This window comes from Paenibacillus sp. MDMC362, from assembly GCF_003269305.1.
Classification (GTDB): Bacteria; Bacillota; Bacilli; order Paenibacillales; family Paenibacillaceae; genus Paenibacillus_AQ.
This window is the reverse complement of the sequence record NZ_QLYT01000071.1, coordinates 1-18,800: the sequence shown is the minus strand read 5'-3', so window position 1 is coordinate 18,800 and position 18,800 is coordinate 1. Positions and strand designations below refer to the sequence as shown.

Sequence of the window (18,800 nt, the reverse complement as noted above, 5' to 3'; positions counted from 1 at the left end):
ACTCATTTAATGCCGGACATGCTGTGACTCCTCTGGACTCACAGGCTTGCCAGGCTAGCTCCCTGCCCTGTCGGGGCTTGCAGCTTTCCCGATACGGCTTCCACGAGCACTGCTTCGGCTCGTCCTTTGCTTACAAAAAAGATCATGCCCACAAATGGTCATGATCTTTTTTCTACTCTATAAGCACTACTCTTTTATTGTTACCGTCACGGGAGAGTATTCGGCAATGACGGTTTGTCCATGCACGGATACGCTGCCCTGCGGCGTAAGGTCTTTTTCGGTCATGATGCCCAAAGCGATGGTGAACTTGTTAAACTTGATCGGGATGTTTTTCTCCCGGCGAATCTCCTCGCCGTTCACGTAGAAGATCGCTTCATCCTCGGCACGGTTATACGTAATTTTGTACGTGTTGAATTCCCGCGGTGTAAAATGCGTATCTTCCTCTTTGAAAATGCAGAAGTAACGGGTCTTGTCCGATTCCGGCACCTGCACGCCCGGGAACGGCAGGACGGCATACACGCTGGCATACTTGTCGTTCGAAGCAAAAAAGTCCAGGGCTGCACCCGTGCTGAAATCAAGCAGATTCAACGATACGTAGCCGTCGTACAAGTCGCCGGGAACCGTACCCTGGGTGCGTGCCCGAATTTGCAGCTCGAACGTGACTTCACCGGATTCCGGCACCTCCACCTCTTCGTTGGAATAATACATATGCTTGGCATTATCGAGAATTTGGATTTGATCATTCTGGCGGCTGAGCGGCGCCCGCACGTACAGGATCCCGTTACGGACGATCACGACTGCATTCGGCTCGCGATATTCCCAGAATGAACCGTCCGGCAGCGGGAAACCGCCGATCCTCCAATTCCCGGTCTCGGACAGGATAGAGTGAAAATCACCAAAAACGCGTTGTTGTTCCATCTATTTCCCCTTCTTCCTTACAAAGTCTGAATGATTCCTTGAATGATCAATGACAGGATCAACACGCCGCCGCAGCGCATGGTGGTCATCGTTGACGCACCCATCAGCGGTAAATACGCTTCAGAACGGTTGTTGTCCTTCAGTCTTCCATAGACAAGATACAACGGAATCATCGTAAGCAGTGCAATCAATGCGTACGGCGGGAGCGCCCCGGCCAATACGCAGGCTATCAAAGACAAGCAGGCCAGCAGCAGCAGAACTCTCGAGAAGCTCAACGCTCTTTTTTCACCCCATACCACTACCAGTGTCTTTTTCCCGGCCTGACGATCCGCCTGCCAATGCAAAAAGTGATGATTAAACAAAATCAGCGTTGTCAGCAGCCCAATGGGCAGTGACAGCAGCAGCGCCCGAATATCCATATGTGAGGTTTGAACGTAGTATGCGCCCATCACCGGCAAAATACCAAAGGATAGCAAAATCGCAATCTCGCTGAAACCCTTGCCGCGGTAACCGAATTGAATCGGTGGTGCGACATAGAAATAAGCGATCAGCCCGCCAAGTCCGCCAAAGATGAAGGCCCACCAACCGCTGATCAAACTAAGGATAATGCCGCTCAGCGCCGCAATCCCGAACAGCGTCCAGGTAACGATCTCGAATTTACGGAGCGACCAGACGCCCTTCGTAAGAAAACCGGAATTCGTGGAGATCGCATCTGAATGCTCCTGCGCTTCCGTGTCCGTTCCGTTCTTATAGTCCCACAAATCATTCACCATATTGGAGAACAGATGGGCGGCGCCGCTCCCGATCAAGGTCAATAAAAAGAGGCCTATATGAAATTCACCTGTCCATACATAAGCCCCGAGTGCTCCTAAAGCAACCGGAATCAGCATAACGGGAATCACTTTGATTCGGGAAGCTTTTTTAAACTGTTCAAGGGCATCCACTTGGTTATGCTCCTTTCCTTCTATAATACAGAATAGAACGCCTGCAGGCAGCTGCAGACGTTAACGTTGTGAAACATGGAACTTGCATAAATAAGAATATCATAATTGTCGAACTTTGTAATCCGTTTTGTTAGAACTTGGCTATGCAGCCATTATACCGATGAACGTTCGATCAGCTCGAAGGCAAGCTCCTTGCGAATCGGCTCTTTCCGCTCCCCTTGAATATGCGCATACAGCATCTTGAAGGCCTCCGAACCCATATCAAAGAGTCGGTTATCAATCGTGGTGAGACCCAGCATTTTGCCGATCGGCTGGTTATCGAAGCCAATGACAGCGAGCTCTTGCGGAATGGACAGTCCTCTCTTCTCGGCTTCATAAATCAAACCCGCGGCCACATGGTCACCCGTTACCAATAAACTACTTGGACGTTCCTCCATAGCGGACAGCCGATCCATGATTGCCGCACCGTCTTCCAGATCGATACAGCCATCCAAAATCCATTCCTGGCGGTAAGGCTCTCCGATCTCTTTAAGGACTTCTTTATATGCCACTTGGCGTGCTCTCGTGCTCGGACTGTCCAGTCTTCCCACCGTGAAGCCGATGCGTCGATGCCCCCGCTTTATCAAAAATTGCATGGCACTGCGAAATGCCTCAGCATGGTTTATATATATAGAAGAAAATAATCGTTCGCCCGCATCCTGACAGCATACAATCGGTCCATAAGCACAATAGGCCTCGATCTGTTTCGGAGTTACGGCTGATGATAAAATAATAATGCCGTCAATCTCACGGTTACGCAGCATCTCCAGCACTTCCACTTCCTTATCCGGGGCATACCCGGTTTGGCACAGGATTAGGCGATAGCTAGCGGCAAGCGCTTCTTGGCCGGCTCCCTCCATCAGCAAGGAGAAGTAGGCATGATTAATAAACGGCAGCATGATAGCAATACTCATCGTTTTCCCTGTAATCAGATGAACCGCGTTCATATTCCGGGCGTATTTCAACTGTTTCATGGTCTCCAACACGCGTGTCCGCTTATCTTCCTTGACATAGGGATGATTGTTCAGCACCCGGGATACCGTTGACACCGATACGCCTGCCAGCTTGGCAATCTCTTTAATGTTAGCCACAATCCATCAAGCCCCCTCATCCACCGGTTCCTTCCTGATACTATCATGTTTGCTTTCCCTATTCAAAGGGAGGCAACCCGGGAGTAAAGAGCGGATACGTTCGAGTGCACACAACACCCACGCATTGCTTTTTTAATACGATTACACAATATCACTCCTATGGAGGTATCGGCATGTCAAAACTGTTCAAGACACTGGGAGCTATATGGCTCATCGGCGGTTTTATCGGAGGAGTCATCGTTCATATCATCATGGAAGGCAATTGGTTGACCGGAATTACTTGGCTGATTAGCGGTGCAATCTCGGGCGCACTATTCTACACAGTAGGTGAAATCCATGAAATCGTGTGGGAAAATAATGCCCTGCTCCGGGAAGTATTGCACCGTCTTCCCCAGCAGCCTGGCGATCAGAAACCACCCCTTGGAAATTCCAGGGCTAATCTCAGCGCACTGAAGGGCTATAAGATGAATGCAAAAGATGAACAACGATAAAAAGAAGTCTTGATCTGGTATGCTTTTCATACTTTACACTGAGGTTGGGTGGAAACCTTCATTCATTGTCAGCGTGACCGGCAAGGGCGTGATGGCAAGGGCAAGGCTTCTGCCTTTTTATCATGATTCGTGAAACTTGGATCTTGTCCATTACGTTATCCTTGTCAAAAGGAGCTGATGGAAAAATGGAGACGTTCGGCAGAGGCTGCCTGTACATTATAATGGGTATGGTTGGATTGTTGCTGCTTGCCATTCTATTGGGGACGACGATTACGATCCCTTGGTTCATCTTCATTCCGCTTATCATTATTGCCTTTGCTATAGCTGCATCCAAGAGCAAGCACAAGGATGATGATTAAGCGAACCAGTGGATAAGCCACCAGATGCTAGAGAGGTTGCTGTTCGTCATTTTCGGACCCATATACGAGTTTAGACCATCTTCTCTAGCCACTGTACATGAAAAAGACTCCCTTCATGGGAGCCTTTTTCATTCCATATGATTCCGCTTTATCTTATCGCTTTATTTCGAGATACTCTTGAATGCCTCTGTCTGCTGCTTAATGCCAACCTCGGTGGCAAAACGTTCGATGCTGGATGCTCCAAAGAATCCCTCCACGCCCTTGGTTCTGGACAATACAAACGCCGCGTCTTCAGGTTCTGCAATCGGACCGCCATGGCACAGAATCATAATGTCCGGGTTGACGGCTTTACCCGCATCACAGATCGCTTGAATCTTGTCCACGCAATCGTCGAGCGTCAGTGCCGTTTTCGCGCCTATGGTACCTTTCGTGGTAAGTCCCATATGAGCAACCAGAACATCGGCTCCGGCTTCGGCCATCTTCTTCGCTTGTTCGACATCAAACACATATGGGGTGGTCACCATATCCAACTCATGCGCCTTCCGGATCATATCAACCTCAAGATCATAACCCATGCCCGTCTCTTCCAGATTTGCTCGGAATACCCCGTCAATCAGGCCCACCGTCGGAAAGTTCTGCACGCCCGCAAAGCCCTGCTCCTGAAGCTGCTTCAGAAAAATATCCATGATCCGGAACGGGTCCGTGCCGCAAACCCCCGCCAATACCGGCGTATGCTTCACGACCGGCAGCACCTCGTTCCCCATGTCAACCACAATCTGGTTTGCATCTCCGTATGCCATCAGTCCGGCAAGCGAGCCGCGCCCCGCCATCCGGTAACGGCCCGAGTTATAAATAATGATCAAGTCTACGCCGCCGGCTTCGGCGCTCTTGGCCGAAATCCCTGTTCCTGCTCCCGCTCCCAATAACACCTTACCCGCTGCTACCTCTGACTTTAATTTCGCTAATACTTCTGTTCTTGTTGTCATTGCCATGGTATATGTTCCTCCTTCAGTATAAATACTTGGTGCGTTTGTCTTCCCCTTCTCACTGCCGTTTCATCAGCTCCATCAGTTTATCGGCAGCAGCCACGGCAAAAGCTTGGTCATTAATGTCCGTATTCATCTCGATCAACTCAACGATTTTACGATCTATGCGTAATCTTAACGTATCAAACAGCATCTTATCCTCTTCAGGTCCATGGAATGCTTCCCCTTCTACATCGAGCATCGATACGCCCTTCAATGGGAGCATAAGCACCGTAGGCCCTTGCGAACCATTCAGCTTCTCTGCAATCTTCTCGCCAAGCTGCCGGTTCTCCCCAACCGTGGTCCGCATCAGCGTAACCGAGGGGTTATGCTTGTACAGATTCCGTTCCCGGAATGCCTCCGGCACGGTCTCATGTGGACCGAAATTGACCATATCCAGCGCTCCCGTAGATACGACCTGCGGCACCTTGCAGCGACCGGCTGCTTCCAGCCGATGCGGACCAGCCGCCAAAACGCCGCCCACCAGCTCATCGCACCATTCCGTTGTTGTCAAATCCAGCACACCGTCTATATATCCGGCCTCAATGAGGCTTTCCATCGTTTGTCCACCCGTACCTGTTGCGTGAAATACAAGCACTTCGTAACCATGTAGCTCCAGATGCGCCCTGGCATAATCGATGCAAGGCGTCGTGACTCCAAACATCGTCGCTGCAACCAGCGGCTTTTTATCCAGCGGGGGCGCCGATTCGAACTGAACCATACCGGCGATCCCATGTGCGGCGTTCGTGAATATTTTGGTGGAAAACGAGTTCAGTCCGGATACATCCACGATGGACGGGAACATGATAATATCACTTGTCCCCACATAAGGAGCCGTATTGCCGGATGCGACCGTGGACACCATCAGTTTCGGAACGCCGATCGGTAATGCCCTCATGCCTGCTGTGACGATCGAAGTACCTCCAGTACCGCCGAATGACAGCATGGCGTCGAATTTGCCCTCTGCATACAGCCTTGGCACGATTTTTTCCATCCCTTTAACCAATGCTTCAGTCCCTACAGCCCGGTCCTTCCGGGCCGCGATCTCGCGTATATCCACTCCAGCTGCCGCAGCTACCTCGACGTTAGATACATCCGGCGTGAACTTCGGTTCAAACACACCGCAATGGATCGTAAACGTCTTTAGCCCCAAGCTCTCGATGACGGATTTAACGTATGAAAACTCGGCACCCTTCGAATCAAAAGTCCCCGCAATAGCTACTGTCTTCACCGTGCAGACCTCCTCCATATCACATCTAAAGGATCGCTTGCACCCGTCTGATAGGTCCGGCATAAGGATCCCTACAAGACCATAATACAGCGCTTTCAAATAAAAAGGATCGTATCGATGTATGATCTTTATGTATATTTGTCTTTCATATGCTGACGATAGGATTGGGGAGAAGTTCCCGTGTATTTTTTGAAGGATTTGCTGAAATGAACATAGTCAGGGTAGCCTACCAGTTCGGCTATTCTTCCCAGGGACAGCTTGCTGTGCTTCATGATTTCCTGCGATTTATGAATCCTGTATTTGGCTATATATTCCGGAAAGCTGCACCCCACTTCCCTGTTAAAAAGGGCGCTCAGATGCGTTCGTGAAACATGAATTCGCTCTGCCAGCTCGGTCATTGAAATCGGGCCCCCGTAATTCTCGGCAACGTATTCCTTCACAAATGCAACATAATCCATCGGCTCTTCGAGCCCCGAGAGCTTCTCCATCAGCTGCCGATCCTGCTCCAGATGACCTGTTGCCTTAAAACGATGTGTTGCATCCACGATGGCCTCTTCCGTCGGTGTTCGTTCAAAGCTCGAACCGCCCACGTAACCCATGGCTGACGTGTTGTCATACATATACTGAACATCGATCGGCGTATGGACCGGACCGCCATACACCAGCTTGATCGGCCGTCTGCCCGAAGCGTCACATACTTTAAATATGGCTCTAGCGATTTCCGCCGCCTTCTCCAGCGACCATGCTTTCGTGGTGCCCATCAACCCGCCTGCCGTGACGCCCAAATGGGCGCAGATGATATCGGCTCCCGCATCCAGCATCCACTTCGTCTGCTCCGGAGTAAAAACAAAGGCCATCGTAAACATATCTTGCTCATGAGCAGCCCGGATGGCCTTCACCTCCTGCAGATAGGTGACGCCTTCTTCCTCCAAGGCTTCACGGAACAGTCCATCAACCAGTCCCACGGTCGGATAGTTGATAATGCCGGCAAAACCGCTGCCGCGGATGATGGCCAAGTAATCGGGAAGCTGAATGGTTGGATCTGTCCCGCATAGGCCGAAGATGACCGGTATGTCGCGGACCACCGACAGTATCTCCCGCGAGCCGAATTCCATCACCATTTCATTGCAGTTCGCATAGGGCATGAAACCCGCCAGGGAGCCGAGCCCCATCTGCCGAAAACGGCCCGAATTCAGGGCCAGTATAAGATCAGCACCGCCCCTAACCGCATATTTTGCCGAGATTCCTGCCCCTGCCGCAACGCCAATCAATCGCTCCTGCGTCTGTATTCCCTTATGTAATCGATCCAAAATTTGTTCTCTGGTCGTTATCAAAGCTATCGGTCCCCTTATCTTCAAACTGACCGTCATATATCATCGTTTCCTTATGTCGCTAAACCTATTATAAATGAATATCAATAGAGACGTTTAGTGTAACTGTCCTGCAGTCCCCGGGTAACGGACTCCTCCGTCACGCTATCCTGATTCACATGATCCGCTATGATCTTGGACGGATTCGGCAGCTGTTCGCTTGGTATCCATGAATCGGGATTCCATGCTTGCGAACGCATGAAAGCTTTTGCGCAGTGGATGTAGCATTCTTCGACCCGTACCCCGATGCCAAGCCATGGCCGTTTACCCTGTACGCTGAGCTGATCCATAATGTCTTCGTCCCTAACCAAGACGGCGCTGCCGTTGACGCGCAAGGTCTCTTTCAAACCCGGTATGACAAACACGATGCCGACCCTCGGGTTGGTCAGGATATTCCGCAGCGAATCAAACCGTCGATTGCCCGGCCGTTCCGGAATGACCAAACAGGATTCATTCATCACATGCACGAACCCCGCCCCATCTCCCCTGGGCGAAACATCGCAGTAACCGGATTCGTCCGAAGTCGCCATAAATAACAGCGAGCTCTTGGCAATAAAGTCTTTACAGTGATGATCCAATCGATCAATCGCTTTATGTTTGACCACGTGATTGGACTCGCCGAACAGGTCCCGAAGCTCCTCCTCCGATGTAATGATGGACTGAAAAGGAACTATTGTCATCATAATCGTCCTCCTTATAGTTTCCCATTCTTATAAGAAGACCAGCAGCAAAATACCGACGACAAAGCAGTAATAAGCGAAATATTTCAGATTTCCGCGTGCCATGATGTTCATGAGCCATTTCATCGCAAAATAGGTGCAAATCAGTGTCGCGATGAACGCGATCAGATAAGGGATTAGCAGCGAAGAAACGTCGGGATCCGATGTAATATCCGACACGCCCAGCACCATGCCGCCGAGACTTATAGGGATATACAGCATGAAGGAAAACCGAAGCGCTGTCTCCTGCTTCATCCCAACTGCGATCGACGTAATGACGGTCGAACCGGATCGGCTAATACCCGGGATCAGCGCAACCGCCTGGGCCAAACCCACGATAAGCGCATCCTTGAATGATAGATCATTGTCCAGCTTGCGGCCGCGAAGATTCCTTATCAGCCAAAGGGCGACTCCCGTAAACAACAGCGCAATACCAACCGTACGTACGGATGCGAATATTTCCTCAATCTGGTCTTTGAACAACAGACCGATAATGACGGCCGGAATTGTACCTACAATAATATACAAAATGAACATGAAATCGGATTTATACTCCGGTTTTCGTGTGCGCAAATAACTTAGGCCATTCACGATCAGTCTCTGCAAGTCCTTGCGAAAGATAAATACAATCGCAATCAACGAGGCCGTGTTCGTCAGCATCTCGAACGACAGCCCATTCTGCTCCATTCCCATGAGTCTCTGGGCGACAATCAAATGACCGCTGGAGGAAACCGGAATCGGCTCCGTAACCCCCTGCACCATACCCAGCAACAAGTACTTCAACCACAAGATGAAATCTTCCATAACTCTCCTACTCTCTTTACAACAATTGTATGGCTTAAAAAACACTAGTCTATCATAGCCCAAAAAAATAGCAACAATCAAACCACGAGCGGGCCAAAAAGGTATGTAAACAAGAGAAGCCCCTCTAACCACGGAATTAGAGGGGCTCCTAATCTATTGTTAAGAGGTAATTCCATCATAAGATCTGCAGCTTAATGAAACCTTAAAGCTTCATTAGTGGGACATAAAAAGTTGTAAGAACACCCGTGAACACTATGGTGAGATATGGAAAAAGGCTGCTATTCACAAATAATAGTTCTTATTTCCCATTAATTTCTATTATTCTACAGAAGTCGATCCCAGTGTCACGTCTCGTCACCTCAACAAAAATCTGAGTCCCTATTTGGATCAGATGATCGAGGTAAGTGGATACGTTGTTGATATCATTGAAGAGGAATTCGACGAGGGCATTACTCTTGCCGAAATACACATCGTAGATGATAATGATAACTCCATTATCGGTTTTTACGCCAACACTACCGGTGATATTCTGCAGGACGATTACGTAACGATGCGAGGAGTGCCGGCGACATTTTATTCAATTGAAAATGTAGGTGGCGGAACCACGAATTCCGTTCGTATCGGCGTGTCCACCATTGAGAATACGGAATAGTTTGTTTCTTATAGATGCTCTCTTATACGGTGATACCTGGACATAAAGAAAAGCACCTTTAGCGGTGCTTTTCTTTATGCTTTATAAATGACCAAAATATCGTACGTTCCGTCGGCAGACGAAAGCTTAACATCTTTGACATCATCAGGATGGATATTGTACAGGAACTCATTAACCTGTTCCTGCAAATCGTCCAGATTGGAATCGCTAAAGAGCTCGACTTTTAACGTTTTTAGCATATAAGCACCCCCCACATCAAACTTCGCCGTAAAGTGGGTATTCCCTGCTGGAGTTGAATAAACCGGGCATTTCATCCCTCTAAGTTCATTGGCCATTTGGTTTCTCGTACACGGCTTATCAACACCTAAATTATAATTATGGTATATTGATGGAGTCGTTGTTCGATTTTAGAGGAATTATTATGAAAATAATTTGGTGGTGGAACAGGATTATGAAGGTCAAACACAAACGAATCATTGGGATTACTGCCTTACTGATGTTACTTTCCACCGTTCTCTTCTACGCCATAATTTATATGATGGAACGCCCTGGAGGGTTATCGGATCGGCGCATGTCCCGCGCGCTCGGGCAAAAAGTTACCCTTCATATCCCACTCGGGAAGACCCCGGATAAAGCGGTCGAACGGTTTAGAGGTCCATCGTCGATGGAAGTCATTCACCGAGAACCTGTTAAAGGGGGCACCCTTTTATTTATGAGACGATATAATCAAACGGATAGCAGCAATCTTCAGGTAGAGTATGTGCGTAAAACATGGATTGGATGGAAGTGGGTTTGGGGAGGTGGATTCGGGATCAGTGAATCCCTACAATCTAAATCATCATTCAACTATATGAGCATGCCTAAACTAGATCATCTCTCAACCCCCTTTCCCATGGTTTTTGGAGATATTCTGAATCCTTCGATCAAGGATGTAACTGTCAAGAGTCAGAATAATGGTACATATCAAGCTAAACTGGCGACCGTCGGAAATGAAAAAATGATCTGGTTCGTGTTTTTGCCATCGGCCATTTCCACACCTTTTGATATCGAGGGCTTTAATGATGAAGGAGATCTCATAGCTCGCAAAACAATAACCGATCCGAGAGACAGCGGATCGGTCAATTTAGAAAATGATTAAAAGTTAGTCCGGTGATATTAAGGATGAATGATACTTTTGATTTCGACACTCGTCAATGAAGTCGCACATAAGCCTTCTTAAAATCTCGCATTGACTTGTCTGAGCCCCGTCTCGATATGTTTTTCCCATTGCACTTGCCCGTTCAGCTCCGTCTTGGTCAATACGTTCACACGATTGCGGTCGACACTTTTTCTACAGCAACACGCAACTTATAACTTCTTGAGACAAGAACTTACATTATCTAGCCTTCCTATTTTCGCCAAACTTGGTTGTTGGGTGTACGTCTTGTCATGATAGGCGTCCAAGCAACAGTAGTTCTACGCGGATATACTATGTTGAAACATCACGATACTGCGTGTTCAAATCAACTCCCATTGGAGGAAGGTGATATAGGTGCCATTCAAAACGCGACATAAGAAAATTAGCAAAGTGTACAAAAAAAAAATTATTTTTTCGCGCTGCTTAAAAAAGCGGAAACGCCGCAAAATTCGTGTTTCCAGCGCGCGGTTCGGCTCATTACAGGGCATTCTGGAGGCTTTGGAACAACGGCTGCGACAGGGATTGGCCGACTTGAACGATGTGCAGGTCCAAGCTCTTCGCAATGAACTGATCGCTTTGCAAGCGCAATTTCAAGACTTGGGTATCAATATTTCCCTATTCGAAGCATTACGGGAATTGGCATTGGCGCAAAACAATCGAGAGGATTTCTCCCCGTTAGCGCTGAGCCTCGAATTAAAAGAGATTTTCAATCAGGTCAATGCCTTCGTTCTGACGTTTGAAATTACGGATTCCGCCATTGCCAGACTAGAGAGTGAAATTCAACAAATTCAGATTGATCTTAATCTAATTTTGTCGCAATCCATTCAGGGACCACCGGGACCGCAGGGGCCGCAGGGACCACCGGGACCGCAGGGACCACAGGGGCTTCCTGGCCCACAAGGACTTCAAGGTTTGGAAGGTCCAGTAGGTCCGCAAGGTCCAGTAGGTCCGCAAGGGATAAATTTCCTGGAAGAATTCGCAACAATTGATGGTGGATTTGTTGGCGCTGTCCCCAACAACTCACCGATTCCTTTCAATATGCCGCCGGAAATTAACGGGACGTTCATCTCGCAGACGCCGCCGTCTCCCAATGTATTTCTGGAAGGTGGTCATACCTATCTTATCAATCGGGAGATCGGCAACATCACAGTCACCTCAGCCCCGGTCCAATTCATCTTAACGTTGAACGGAACCGAAGTACCATACAGCTTTACCTCCGCAGTACAAGCGTTGGGCTCGTCGACGGCTGGCACAAGTATCGTCACGACGCCGCCGGGTGAACCGAGCGTCCTGCAATGGGTCAATGTATCAGGTTTCACGGTTAATAACCTTGGAGCCACCATGACCATCGTTACGATTGCGTAGTGCTTTTCATGGCCAGTACCGATTTAGGCAACACATATAACTTCGCTAACGGATCGCCGCGGCGGATCGTATGAGGCTGTAGAGGCTCAAACGCGATCGGCAATCCCAGGTGCTGCTGAACCGATTGCACGGATGGACCTGTTAGAAGTCCCGGATGAACGATGAAATTAGCCTCCTTCATTTCGATCGATTGGATCAACAACAAATGATCATCTGGGATTTTAACAGACCAGCCAAGACGCCATTCTAATGTTCTCTCGCCATTTGGAATGAACATCGAGCGGTAACGTCCTTCGTATTCGTATTCGTGGATTTTATACCAAGATGACGGCTTAACTCCCAATAAAATATCGTCTTTCTGCACCCATTCATCCATATTCGTCAGCTGTTTAAGTCTCGCGAATTCTTCGGGTTTTTCCACCTTCGTTTGAATTTCCGTTAATGGATGTATGGCTACATCGACGGGAGAATAGAGGGTCCAGCCAAGCTCCTTAGCGCTGCGATAAGGCCAGCAGGCTCCCTTGATCCTATGGTTCTTAATCCATCTTGCTTCTTGATCACACGGTTTAGGCACCACAAATTTTTCTTTCTCGGGCAAGATGGCCGCTTGGATGAGTCGGCGAAATGTAATCGTCGTGGTCATTTCCCTGTTCATCTCCTCTATCCTTACCACTCATATTTTGAATCCGATTGTAAATCGGTACGATATAATATGTTGGAAACATGGATTCTGCTATCCGTTGCGTCGTCAAAAATAAGGCGACTGCCCTACTTGATGGAAATCTAGAGGGCGACCAGCCGAGATAGCTTGTCCTTAGCTTCATCCTATTTATTTGCAATGTACTTATTTAACGGATACAACGTCCATATAACGCCAAATATCTATTGATTATTGAAAGTATCTACACCTGTGAAGGAAAAGATGAAAAAAGAATGTGGATGAGAAGATCAAAGAATCATTTTTACTGATATCCTTGATTCTCTTTTAGCAGAAAACATGACTTCTTGTGGTCTATTATGTGGTCAAATAATAAAAGGCTCCCTCTCGGGAGCCTTTTAAATAGCGGTATTATAAGGTTTTTAAGGCCTTACTTACATCATGCCGCCCATTCCACCCATGCCGCCCATGTCAGGCATAGCTGGTTTTTCTGGTTCTGGCTTGTCAGCGATAACCGCTTCGGTTGTCAGGAACATCGCTGCAACGGATGCAGCATTTTGAAGAGCGGAACGAGTTACTTTGGCAGGGTCAACGATACCTGCTTCGAACATGTTCACCCAAGTATCTGTAGCGGCGTTGTAGCCGATACCGATCTCTTCTTTTTTCAGACGCTCAACGATAACGGAACCTTCTTGGCCAGCGTTAGCTGCAATCGTGCGGATTGGCTCTTCCAGAGCGCGCAGAACAATGTTCACGCCTGTTTTCTCGTCGCCTTCTACTTGAACAGCAGCAACAGCGTTGTATACGTTAACGAGCGCTGTACCACCACCGGATACCATACCTTCTTCAACCGCAGCGCGGGTTGCGTTCAGGGCATCTTCGATGCGCAGTTTGCGTTCTTTCAATTCCGTTTCAGTAGCCGCGCCGACTTTGATTACCGCTACGCCGCCAGCCAGTTTAGCCAGACGCTCTTGCAGTTTTTCTTTGTCGAAATCGGAAGTCGTTTCTTCCAATTGGTTGCGGATTTGCTTCACGCGAGCTTCGATGTCTTCTTTGTTGCCAGCGCCATCCACGATGATCGTGTTCTCTTTGGTTACGCGCACTTGACGAGCGGTACCCAATTGATCAATGGAAGCTGTTTTCAGGTCGAGACCGAGCTCTTCCGTAATCACTTGGCCGCCAGTCAATGCAGCGATATCTTGCAGCATCGCTTTACGACGGTCACCGAAGCCAGGAGCTTTAACAGCAACAGCGTTGAACGTTCCACGCAGTTTGTTCACGATCAGCATCGCTTGCGCTTCGCCTTCGATGTCTTCCGCGATCAGAACGAGCGGTTTGCCCTGCTGTACGATTTTTTCAAGGATCGGCAGGATCTCTTGCGTGTTGGTTACTTTTTTATCGGTGATCAGGATATATGGATTCTCAAGAACAGCTTCCATTTTATCCGTATCGGTGATCATGTACGGAGAGATGTAGCCGCGGTCGAATTGCATACCTTCTACAACTTCCAGCTCCGTCAAGAAGCCGCGGGATTCTTCAACGGTGATGACGCCGTCTTTGCCCACTTTATCCATCGCTTCTGCAATCAATTGACCAACTTCTTCGTCAGCTGCGGATACGGAAGCGACTTGAGCGATTTCCTGGTGGTTCTTAACTTCTTTTGCGATGTTTTGAAGTTCAGCCACAGCTGCTTTAACCGCTTTGTCGATACCCTTGCGGATGATCATTGGGTTTGCGCCAGCTGTTACGTTCTTCAGACCTTCACGGATCATAGCTTGAGCCAGAACCGTTGCCGTTGTTGTACCGTCACCGGCAACATCGTTGGTTTTGGTAGCTACTTCTTTAACAAGCTGAGCACCCATGTTCTCGAATGCATCTTCCAGCTCGATTTCTTTAGCGATGGTTACACCGTCATTCGTGATGAGCGGGCTTCCGAATTTCTTCTCAAGAACCACGTTACGGCCTTTCGGTCCGAGTGTTACTTTAACTGCATTTGCCAAAGCGTCTACACCGCGAAGCATCGAGCGACGGGCGTCTTCACTGAACTTAATGTCTTTTGCCATGGTATTACATACCTCCCTAGTGGATTATGAAATAGTGAAACAAAGATATATTCAGGCGTTCATTAGCCTAAGATCGCGTGGATGTCGCTTTCTTTCATAATCAAATATTCTTTACCTTCGTATTTGATTTCTGTTCCAGCGTATTTGGAGAAAATAACGCGGTCGCCTTCTTTAACTTCCAAAGGTACACGTGCGCCGTCTTTCAGGGAGCCACTGCCTACAGCAATAACTTTACCTTCTTGCGGCTTTTCTTTAGCAGAGTCAGGAAGTACAATCCCGAATGCCGTAGTTTCTTCTTGTTCGATCGGTTCTACCAATACGCGTTCACCTAAAGGTCTGATCATGAAAAAATAGCCTCCTTTAAATATGTTGTGATGCTTTTTTCAAAGCTTTATGTATTAGCACTCGACAACCCTCAGTGCTAACAACCAACTTTATGATACTCAAGTTGTCTTAAAATTTCAAGTCCTTTGCATGATTTTCTGATCATTTTTTTGCAATCCGGACTTAGGGAGGGGTTGTCCCCAAACCCCCTTCTCCATTGTATCCATGACCAGCCAAAATATGCCTGAGTCTTAAGGGGCGCTGTACGGCTGGAACTATTGATCCAGTCATCATTCTACGAAAATAAAACAGCCCGAAATCAGGGCCTTCCCTTGAGAAGGGTCCCTCTTTCAGACTGTTTAACGTTCAGCGAAATATCCATCTCCTTCGGCTTAAAGCCTAGGGTCGATTTCTTTTTCTTTCTCCATCTCGAACAGCAGCTGCATCGCAACCTCTTGGTAATCCCCGTGGCTCGGGGAAATCTCGTCATACTTTACCCCAAGCAGGCGCTTTCCAAGCTGGTGCTCGGCGATCGAAGTGAGGAGCTTCTTGTGTGTGTTTTTTTGTTTCAACAGCTTCGCGTATTTGTGCGGAAACCGGTAATCGTAACCGTAAATGATCGAGAGGTATTCGGGATTTCGCACCTTCAGGTAAGGGGCAGCGTTCTCCCGCTCCTCTTCCGGTTTGATCACAACGCCTTCCATTCGGTTCCGGGTCGTCAACGTGGAGAAGAACGCCTCCGCCTGTTCATAGCTCTCCCGCTCGCGCAAATCCAGAACCAGAATCTTGTCGTCATTCAGGAAACGGAACATGGCCGAGGTATTCATATCAGGCGTGACTTCTTCTCCGGTATCCCGAATTTGTTTCAGAATGGCGAACGGCTTGTAGTCCAATTCCGCGTCCCCCGCATAAAGTTCGAGCTGCTTCTTGTACATGCGATAAGCTTCCTCATGCTTCTCGAGCGGCACATAAGCTTTCCGAACATCCCGTATATATTTATATGATTGATAGCTGCTCGAGCCGTGCTTCTCTATAAGCGCGGATTTGGATAGTCGAAACTGTTCATGCTCAAAGCCGCTTGCGTCATAGGCTGTGAGCAGCTGAGCGTAAGCCTCCTCAAAACCCGTCTCTTTCAGAAACCTTGTTTCCGACTCAAGCGCAGCCCCAATCGGTTGAAACTGCCTGTCGATCAGGCCTTTCCCGAGTGCCTTCCATGGCAGCAGCTCCCCATCCAGCAGCATCATCTCGATGCCTTCGGTCTGCATATGAGGCGAGAATCTCTCCAGCAGCCTTTCGTACACCGAAGATAAATCAATCCCGCTGATTCGGTAACCGTTACGGCTGACGGCATAACAGCGCTCCAGGTCCCGGAACAGATAGATGCTGCATCTGGAGCCCATGTATTTAGGCTGGAGCACCACATGTTCAATCCCTTGGTCCTTGTAATAATCGAGTCCTCTTGCAAGGGACTCCAGTTCTCCAGTAGCCAAATCCTTATCCGCCGGCGACATCGTTCCGGAAATAAAATTGATTTTATGCTCCGCGCAATACAACAATCTTCGCTGGGCTTCGCGGTCTAAATCCCGGAGATCGATGCTGCTGCGCTCTGATCTGGCAAACAAATCCGGTAATTGTTCATGAAGGAACGCAGGATCTTGTTCCTTAAACGGCGATTTAAAGCTGCGATAGACCGGTTTTTGACCGATTTGAACGGCCGTCAGCATATGCCCGTGCACGCTTCCCGTATCGATGTGAATTTTGTTCTTGATCCGAAACGGTCTCACCGCGGCGACATGACCGAACACATGGTAAGGATGATTGCTGACCGCTTCTTCGCTTAAGAATAGAAGCTGCTGCTCTGTCGTGACTTCCGGGTTGCTCCGATCCAGACGGAAGGAACGCTGATGGCGCAGGGAAATCGAGTCGAGTTTGCCGACATATTTATTCCGGCAAGGAGCATGGGTTACGTAATAGGAAGGTCCATGCTGACCCACATATCGATAAAATGGCTTAGCCCGGCCTACAAGTTCATCGAAGCGCTGCCGCAGCGCTTCATCTTGGCCTAACATTTCCGTAGAATCAAAGTAGGAACGAAGCAGCTCCGGCTCGGCCCCCTTGATCTCTCCCTTCAGGTACTTATAAACGAAGTTCTCATGATTCCCCATAACGAAAAGGAAATGCTCCATATTGTCGTAGAGGAAATCGATCATGGCCCGGGTTTGCTTCCCTTTGTCGATCCAATCCCCGGCCAGAATGATCCGGGTGTTTCGCAGTTTCTCCGGAACGGATAACTTTCCGTCGGTCGTCCCATAACCATAACTCCTCAAAAGCCCCTGAAGCGCGTCTACACGCTCGTGCACGTCTCCGATCACAATGTATTCCATATCCTGGCTCAGAATCGAGGACAGATACTCCTCTTTATTGTCCACAATCACTTCGTAAGCGGGTTTCGCCAACCCCTCTTTGTCAAGGAAATCCTTCGTACGCACTTTATGAATGGCATCGTATCCTTCCCGTGCGAGGACGGGGAGCACCTCCTTTTTCAAGCGGCTAATATGCGTGGATATCAGCTTCTTGGAGCGATCGGAGGCGTAATAATCCTCCCGTTTCCGGTAATCAAACAGAATGGCTTCCACACGGTAGTTGTTCTCATGCGCGATTTCAAGGACCTTGCTCCGGAAATCATCGGCCAATGCCGTTGTATCCACTACAACAAAGTCAGCCTGAATCGGAAAAGAGGTTGTCAATCTTAGCCGCTCAAATAATAACTGAAACGCATGCGAGCTCGCCTCCAGCATCACTTGATCGTATTTATCATACTCATAACCGAGCAGCTCCTGACGAATGGCGTCCGATGATAGATACTGGACATTGCTCCTGTAGTTGCGCTCGGGGTATTCCCATTGCAAGGATGGAATCAGGACTTCCTTCGCAAACGTCGTTTTTCCGCACTCCGTCGGACCGATCAGCATAAAAATCGTGTGCATTTGGGTATGCAATTCCATGGCCTTACTCCCCCTTCCTCGTAACAATCATTCCTTGCGTTGTATGCATGCCGTCCACGCTGTCACCGATCATCACATACTCATATTGAACGTCCAGATTCTGCAGGATCTCATCACACCACGATCTAAACTTCTCCTGCCCCATTTCCCACTTATGATCATCATGCCTGAAACCATCGAGCTCATAATACGGGTTGAAATCGGCATTGGGCGTCGTAAGGATCAGCTTCTCGAACCGGATCTCCTGCACGACTTGACGGATGAGGTCCGCCGCTTCCGCTTCCGGCATATGCTCGATCACTTCGGTCAAAATAACGTCTACGAACTCATCGTCATACCCCTCAAGAAAGCGAGCGATCGACGGAAAGGTCACCAGATTGTCCAGCCCCTTCGCTTCCGCTTTACGCTGTACCACTTCCAGCAAAGCCTCATTAATATCTACCGCATAATAGCTTTCCTCTATTTTCCCGGCAAAAGAAAGGGCGTAAAAGCCTTCACCGCAGCCGATATGAACTGCACCCCCATTGTTAGACACATCTAACAGTTGGAGGTGCAGTTTTTTTAT

At 48.6% G+C, this 18,800-nt stretch carries 19 protein-coding genes; 5 read left to right on the top strand and 14 right to left on the bottom strand.

Features of this window, described 5'->3' with window-relative positions; all coding sequences use genetic code 11:
* Positions 1–186: 186 nt before the first annotated feature.
* The 3 genes from DP091_RS28675 to DP091_RS28665 form a co-directional block, all read right to left on the bottom strand.
* A complete protein-coding gene (locus DP091_RS28675; protein ID WP_113061459.1) occupies positions 187–918 on the bottom strand; it encodes a DUF6081 family protein in 732 nt (243 codons plus the stop codon).
* A gap of 17 nt (positions 919–935) precedes the next feature.
* Positions 936–1,862 (bottom strand): prenyltransferase, encoded by a 927-nt coding sequence (locus tag DP091_RS28670; RefSeq protein WP_113061458.1) that lies wholly within the window; start codon positions 1,860–1,862, stop codon positions 936–938.
* A gap of 152 nt (positions 1,863–2,014) precedes the next feature.
* Positions 2,015–2,992 carry a LacI family DNA-binding transcriptional regulator gene (locus DP091_RS28665; RefSeq protein ID WP_113061457.1) on the bottom strand — a complete coding sequence of 326 codons (978 nt, stop codon included), beginning with the start codon at positions 2,990–2,992 and terminating at the stop codon, positions 2,015–2,017.
* Positions 2,993–3,165: 173 nt separating this feature from the next.
* Between DP091_RS28665 and DP091_RS28660 the strand changes: the two genes are divergently transcribed.
* Positions 3,166–3,483 carry a hypothetical protein gene (locus tag DP091_RS28660; protein WP_113061456.1) on the top strand — a complete coding sequence of 106 codons (318 nt, stop codon included), beginning with the start codon at positions 3,166–3,168 and terminating at the stop codon, positions 3,481–3,483.
* A gap of 185 nt (positions 3,484–3,668) precedes the next feature.
* Positions 3,669–3,842, top strand: a complete 174-nt coding sequence (locus DP091_RS31505) for a hypothetical protein (RefSeq protein ID WP_181469942.1) — start codon at positions 3,669–3,671, stop codon at positions 3,840–3,842.
* 161 nt (positions 3,843–4,003) lie between these two features.
* Here DP091_RS31505 and DP091_RS28655 read toward each other — a convergent pair whose 3' ends face one another.
* The 5 genes from DP091_RS28655 to DP091_RS28635 form a co-directional block, all read right to left on the bottom strand.
* Positions 4,004–4,834, bottom strand: a complete 831-nt coding sequence (locus DP091_RS28655; protein WP_113061455.1) for a phosphoenolpyruvate hydrolase family protein — start codon at positions 4,832–4,834, stop codon at positions 4,004–4,006.
* Between the two features lie 52 nt (positions 4,835–4,886).
* Entirely contained in the window at positions 4,887–6,098 is a 1,212-nt protein-coding gene (locus tag DP091_RS28650) for a Tm-1-like ATP-binding domain-containing protein (RefSeq protein ID WP_113061454.1), read from the bottom strand.
* Positions 6,099–6,226: 128 nt separating this feature from the next.
* Positions 6,227–7,468 carry a phosphoenolpyruvate hydrolase family protein gene (locus DP091_RS28645; RefSeq protein WP_113061453.1) on the bottom strand — a complete coding sequence of 414 codons (1,242 nt, stop codon included), beginning with the start codon at positions 7,466–7,468 and terminating at the stop codon, positions 6,227–6,229.
* 44 nt (positions 7,469–7,512) lie between these two features.
* Positions 7,513–8,148, bottom strand: coding sequence for a pyridoxamine 5'-phosphate oxidase family protein (locus DP091_RS28640; protein ID WP_113061462.1), 636 nt, complete (start codon positions 8,146–8,148; stop codon positions 7,513–7,515).
* Between the two features lie 30 nt (positions 8,149–8,178).
* Positions 8,179–8,991 (bottom strand): undecaprenyl-diphosphate phosphatase, encoded by an 813-nt coding sequence (locus tag DP091_RS28635; RefSeq protein WP_113061452.1) that lies wholly within the window; start codon positions 8,989–8,991, stop codon positions 8,179–8,181.
* 382 nt (positions 8,992–9,373) lie between these two features.
* Between DP091_RS28635 and DP091_RS28630 the strand changes: the two genes are divergently transcribed.
* On the top strand, positions 9,374–9,643 hold the full coding sequence (locus DP091_RS28630) for a hypothetical protein (RefSeq protein ID WP_113061451.1): 270 nt from the start codon (positions 9,374–9,376) through the stop codon (positions 9,641–9,643).
* Between the two features lie 74 nt (positions 9,644–9,717).
* Here DP091_RS28630 and DP091_RS31155 read toward each other — a convergent pair whose 3' ends face one another.
* A complete protein-coding gene (locus DP091_RS31155) occupies positions 9,718–9,882 on the bottom strand; it encodes a sporulation protein Cse60 (RefSeq protein WP_146747026.1) in 165 nt (54 codons plus the stop codon).
* 182 nt (positions 9,883–10,064) lie between these two features.
* Here DP091_RS31155 and DP091_RS28625 point away from each other — a divergent pair, with 182 nt between their 5' ends.
* On the top strand, positions 10,065–10,781 hold the full coding sequence (locus DP091_RS28625; RefSeq protein ID WP_258394728.1) for a hypothetical protein: 717 nt from the start codon (positions 10,065–10,067) through the stop codon (positions 10,779–10,781).
* Positions 10,782–11,174: 393 nt separating this feature from the next.
* Entirely contained in the window at positions 11,175–12,185 is a 1,011-nt protein-coding gene (locus DP091_RS28620; protein WP_146747025.1) for a hypothetical protein, read from the top strand.
* Here DP091_RS28620 and DP091_RS28615 read toward each other — a convergent pair.
* The 5 genes from DP091_RS28615 to DP091_RS28595 form a co-directional block, all read right to left on the bottom strand.
* On the bottom strand, positions 12,172–12,828 hold the full coding sequence (locus DP091_RS28615; protein WP_113061450.1) for a hypothetical protein: 657 nt from the start codon (positions 12,826–12,828) through the stop codon (positions 12,172–12,174). The two genes, DP091_RS28620 and DP091_RS28615, sit on opposite strands and share 14 nt — an antisense overlap.
* 449 nt (positions 12,829–13,277) lie before the next feature.
* Entirely contained in the window at positions 13,278–14,906 is a 1,629-nt protein-coding gene (groL, locus tag DP091_RS28610; RefSeq protein WP_113061449.1) for a chaperonin GroEL, read from the bottom strand.
* A gap of 62 nt (positions 14,907–14,968) precedes the next feature.
* The gene (groES, locus tag DP091_RS28605) at positions 14,969–15,250 is read right to left on the bottom strand and encodes a co-chaperone GroES (protein WP_006212454.1); all 282 of its coding nucleotides are present in this window, start codon (positions 15,248–15,250) and stop codon (positions 14,969–14,971) included.
* A gap of 372 nt (positions 15,251–15,622) precedes the next feature.
* A complete protein-coding gene (locus DP091_RS28600; RefSeq protein ID WP_113061448.1) occupies positions 15,623–18,235 on the bottom strand; it encodes a metallophosphoesterase in 2,613 nt (870 codons plus the stop codon).
* A gap of 4 nt (positions 18,236–18,239) precedes the next feature.
* On the bottom strand, positions 18,240–18,800 hold a 561-nt coding region (locus DP091_RS28595), incomplete at its 5' end, for a methyltransferase domain-containing protein (protein ID WP_146747024.1).

What these genes read in the sequence shown, in the direction of transcription:
- groL (WP_113061449.1), bottom strand. Translation starts at nt 14,906, where the DNA reads ATGGCAAAAGACATTAAGTTCAGTGAAGACGCCCGTCGCTCGATGCTT.
- DP091_RS28655 (WP_113061455.1), bottom strand. Translation starts at nt 4,834, where the DNA reads ATGGCAATGACAACAAGAACAGAAGTATTAGCGAAATTAAAGTCAGAG.
- DP091_RS31155 (WP_146747026.1), bottom strand. Translation starts at nt 9,882, where the DNA reads ATGCTAAAAACGTTAAAAGTCGAGCTCTTTAGCGATTCCAATCTGGAC.
- DP091_RS28645 (WP_113061453.1), bottom strand. Translation starts at nt 7,468, where the DNA reads ATGACGGTCAGTTTGAAGATAAGGGGACCGATAGCTTTGATAACGACC.
- DP091_RS28625 (WP_258394728.1), top strand. Translation starts at nt 10,065, where the DNA reads ATGAAAATAATTTGGTGGTGGAACAGGATTATGAAGGTCAAACACAAA.
- DP091_RS28675 (WP_113061459.1), bottom strand. Translation starts at nt 918, where the DNA reads ATGGAACAACAACGCGTTTTTGGTGATTTTCACTCTATCCTGTCCGAG.
- DP091_RS28660 (WP_113061456.1), top strand. Translation starts at nt 3,166, where the DNA reads ATGTCAAAACTGTTCAAGACACTGGGAGCTATATGGCTCATCGGCGGT.
- DP091_RS28640 (WP_113061462.1), bottom strand. Translation starts at nt 8,148, where the DNA reads ATGACAATAGTTCCTTTTCAGTCCATCATTACATCGGAGGAGGAGCTT.
- DP091_RS28635 (WP_113061452.1), bottom strand. Translation starts at nt 8,991, where the DNA reads ATGGAAGATTTCATCTTGTGGTTGAAGTACTTGTTGCTGGGTATGGTG.
- DP091_RS28600 (WP_113061448.1), bottom strand. Translation starts at nt 18,235, where the DNA reads ATGGAATTGCATACCCAAATGCACACGATTTTTATGCTGATCGGTCCG.
- DP091_RS28615 (WP_113061450.1), bottom strand. Translation starts at nt 12,828, where the DNA reads ATGACCACGACGATTACATTTCGCCGACTCATCCAAGCGGCCATCTTG.
- DP091_RS31505 (WP_181469942.1), top strand. Translation starts at nt 3,669, where the DNA reads ATGGAGACGTTCGGCAGAGGCTGCCTGTACATTATAATGGGTATGGTT.
- groES (WP_006212454.1), bottom strand. Translation starts at nt 15,250, where the DNA reads ATGATCAGACCTTTAGGTGAACGCGTATTGGTAGAACCGATCGAACAA.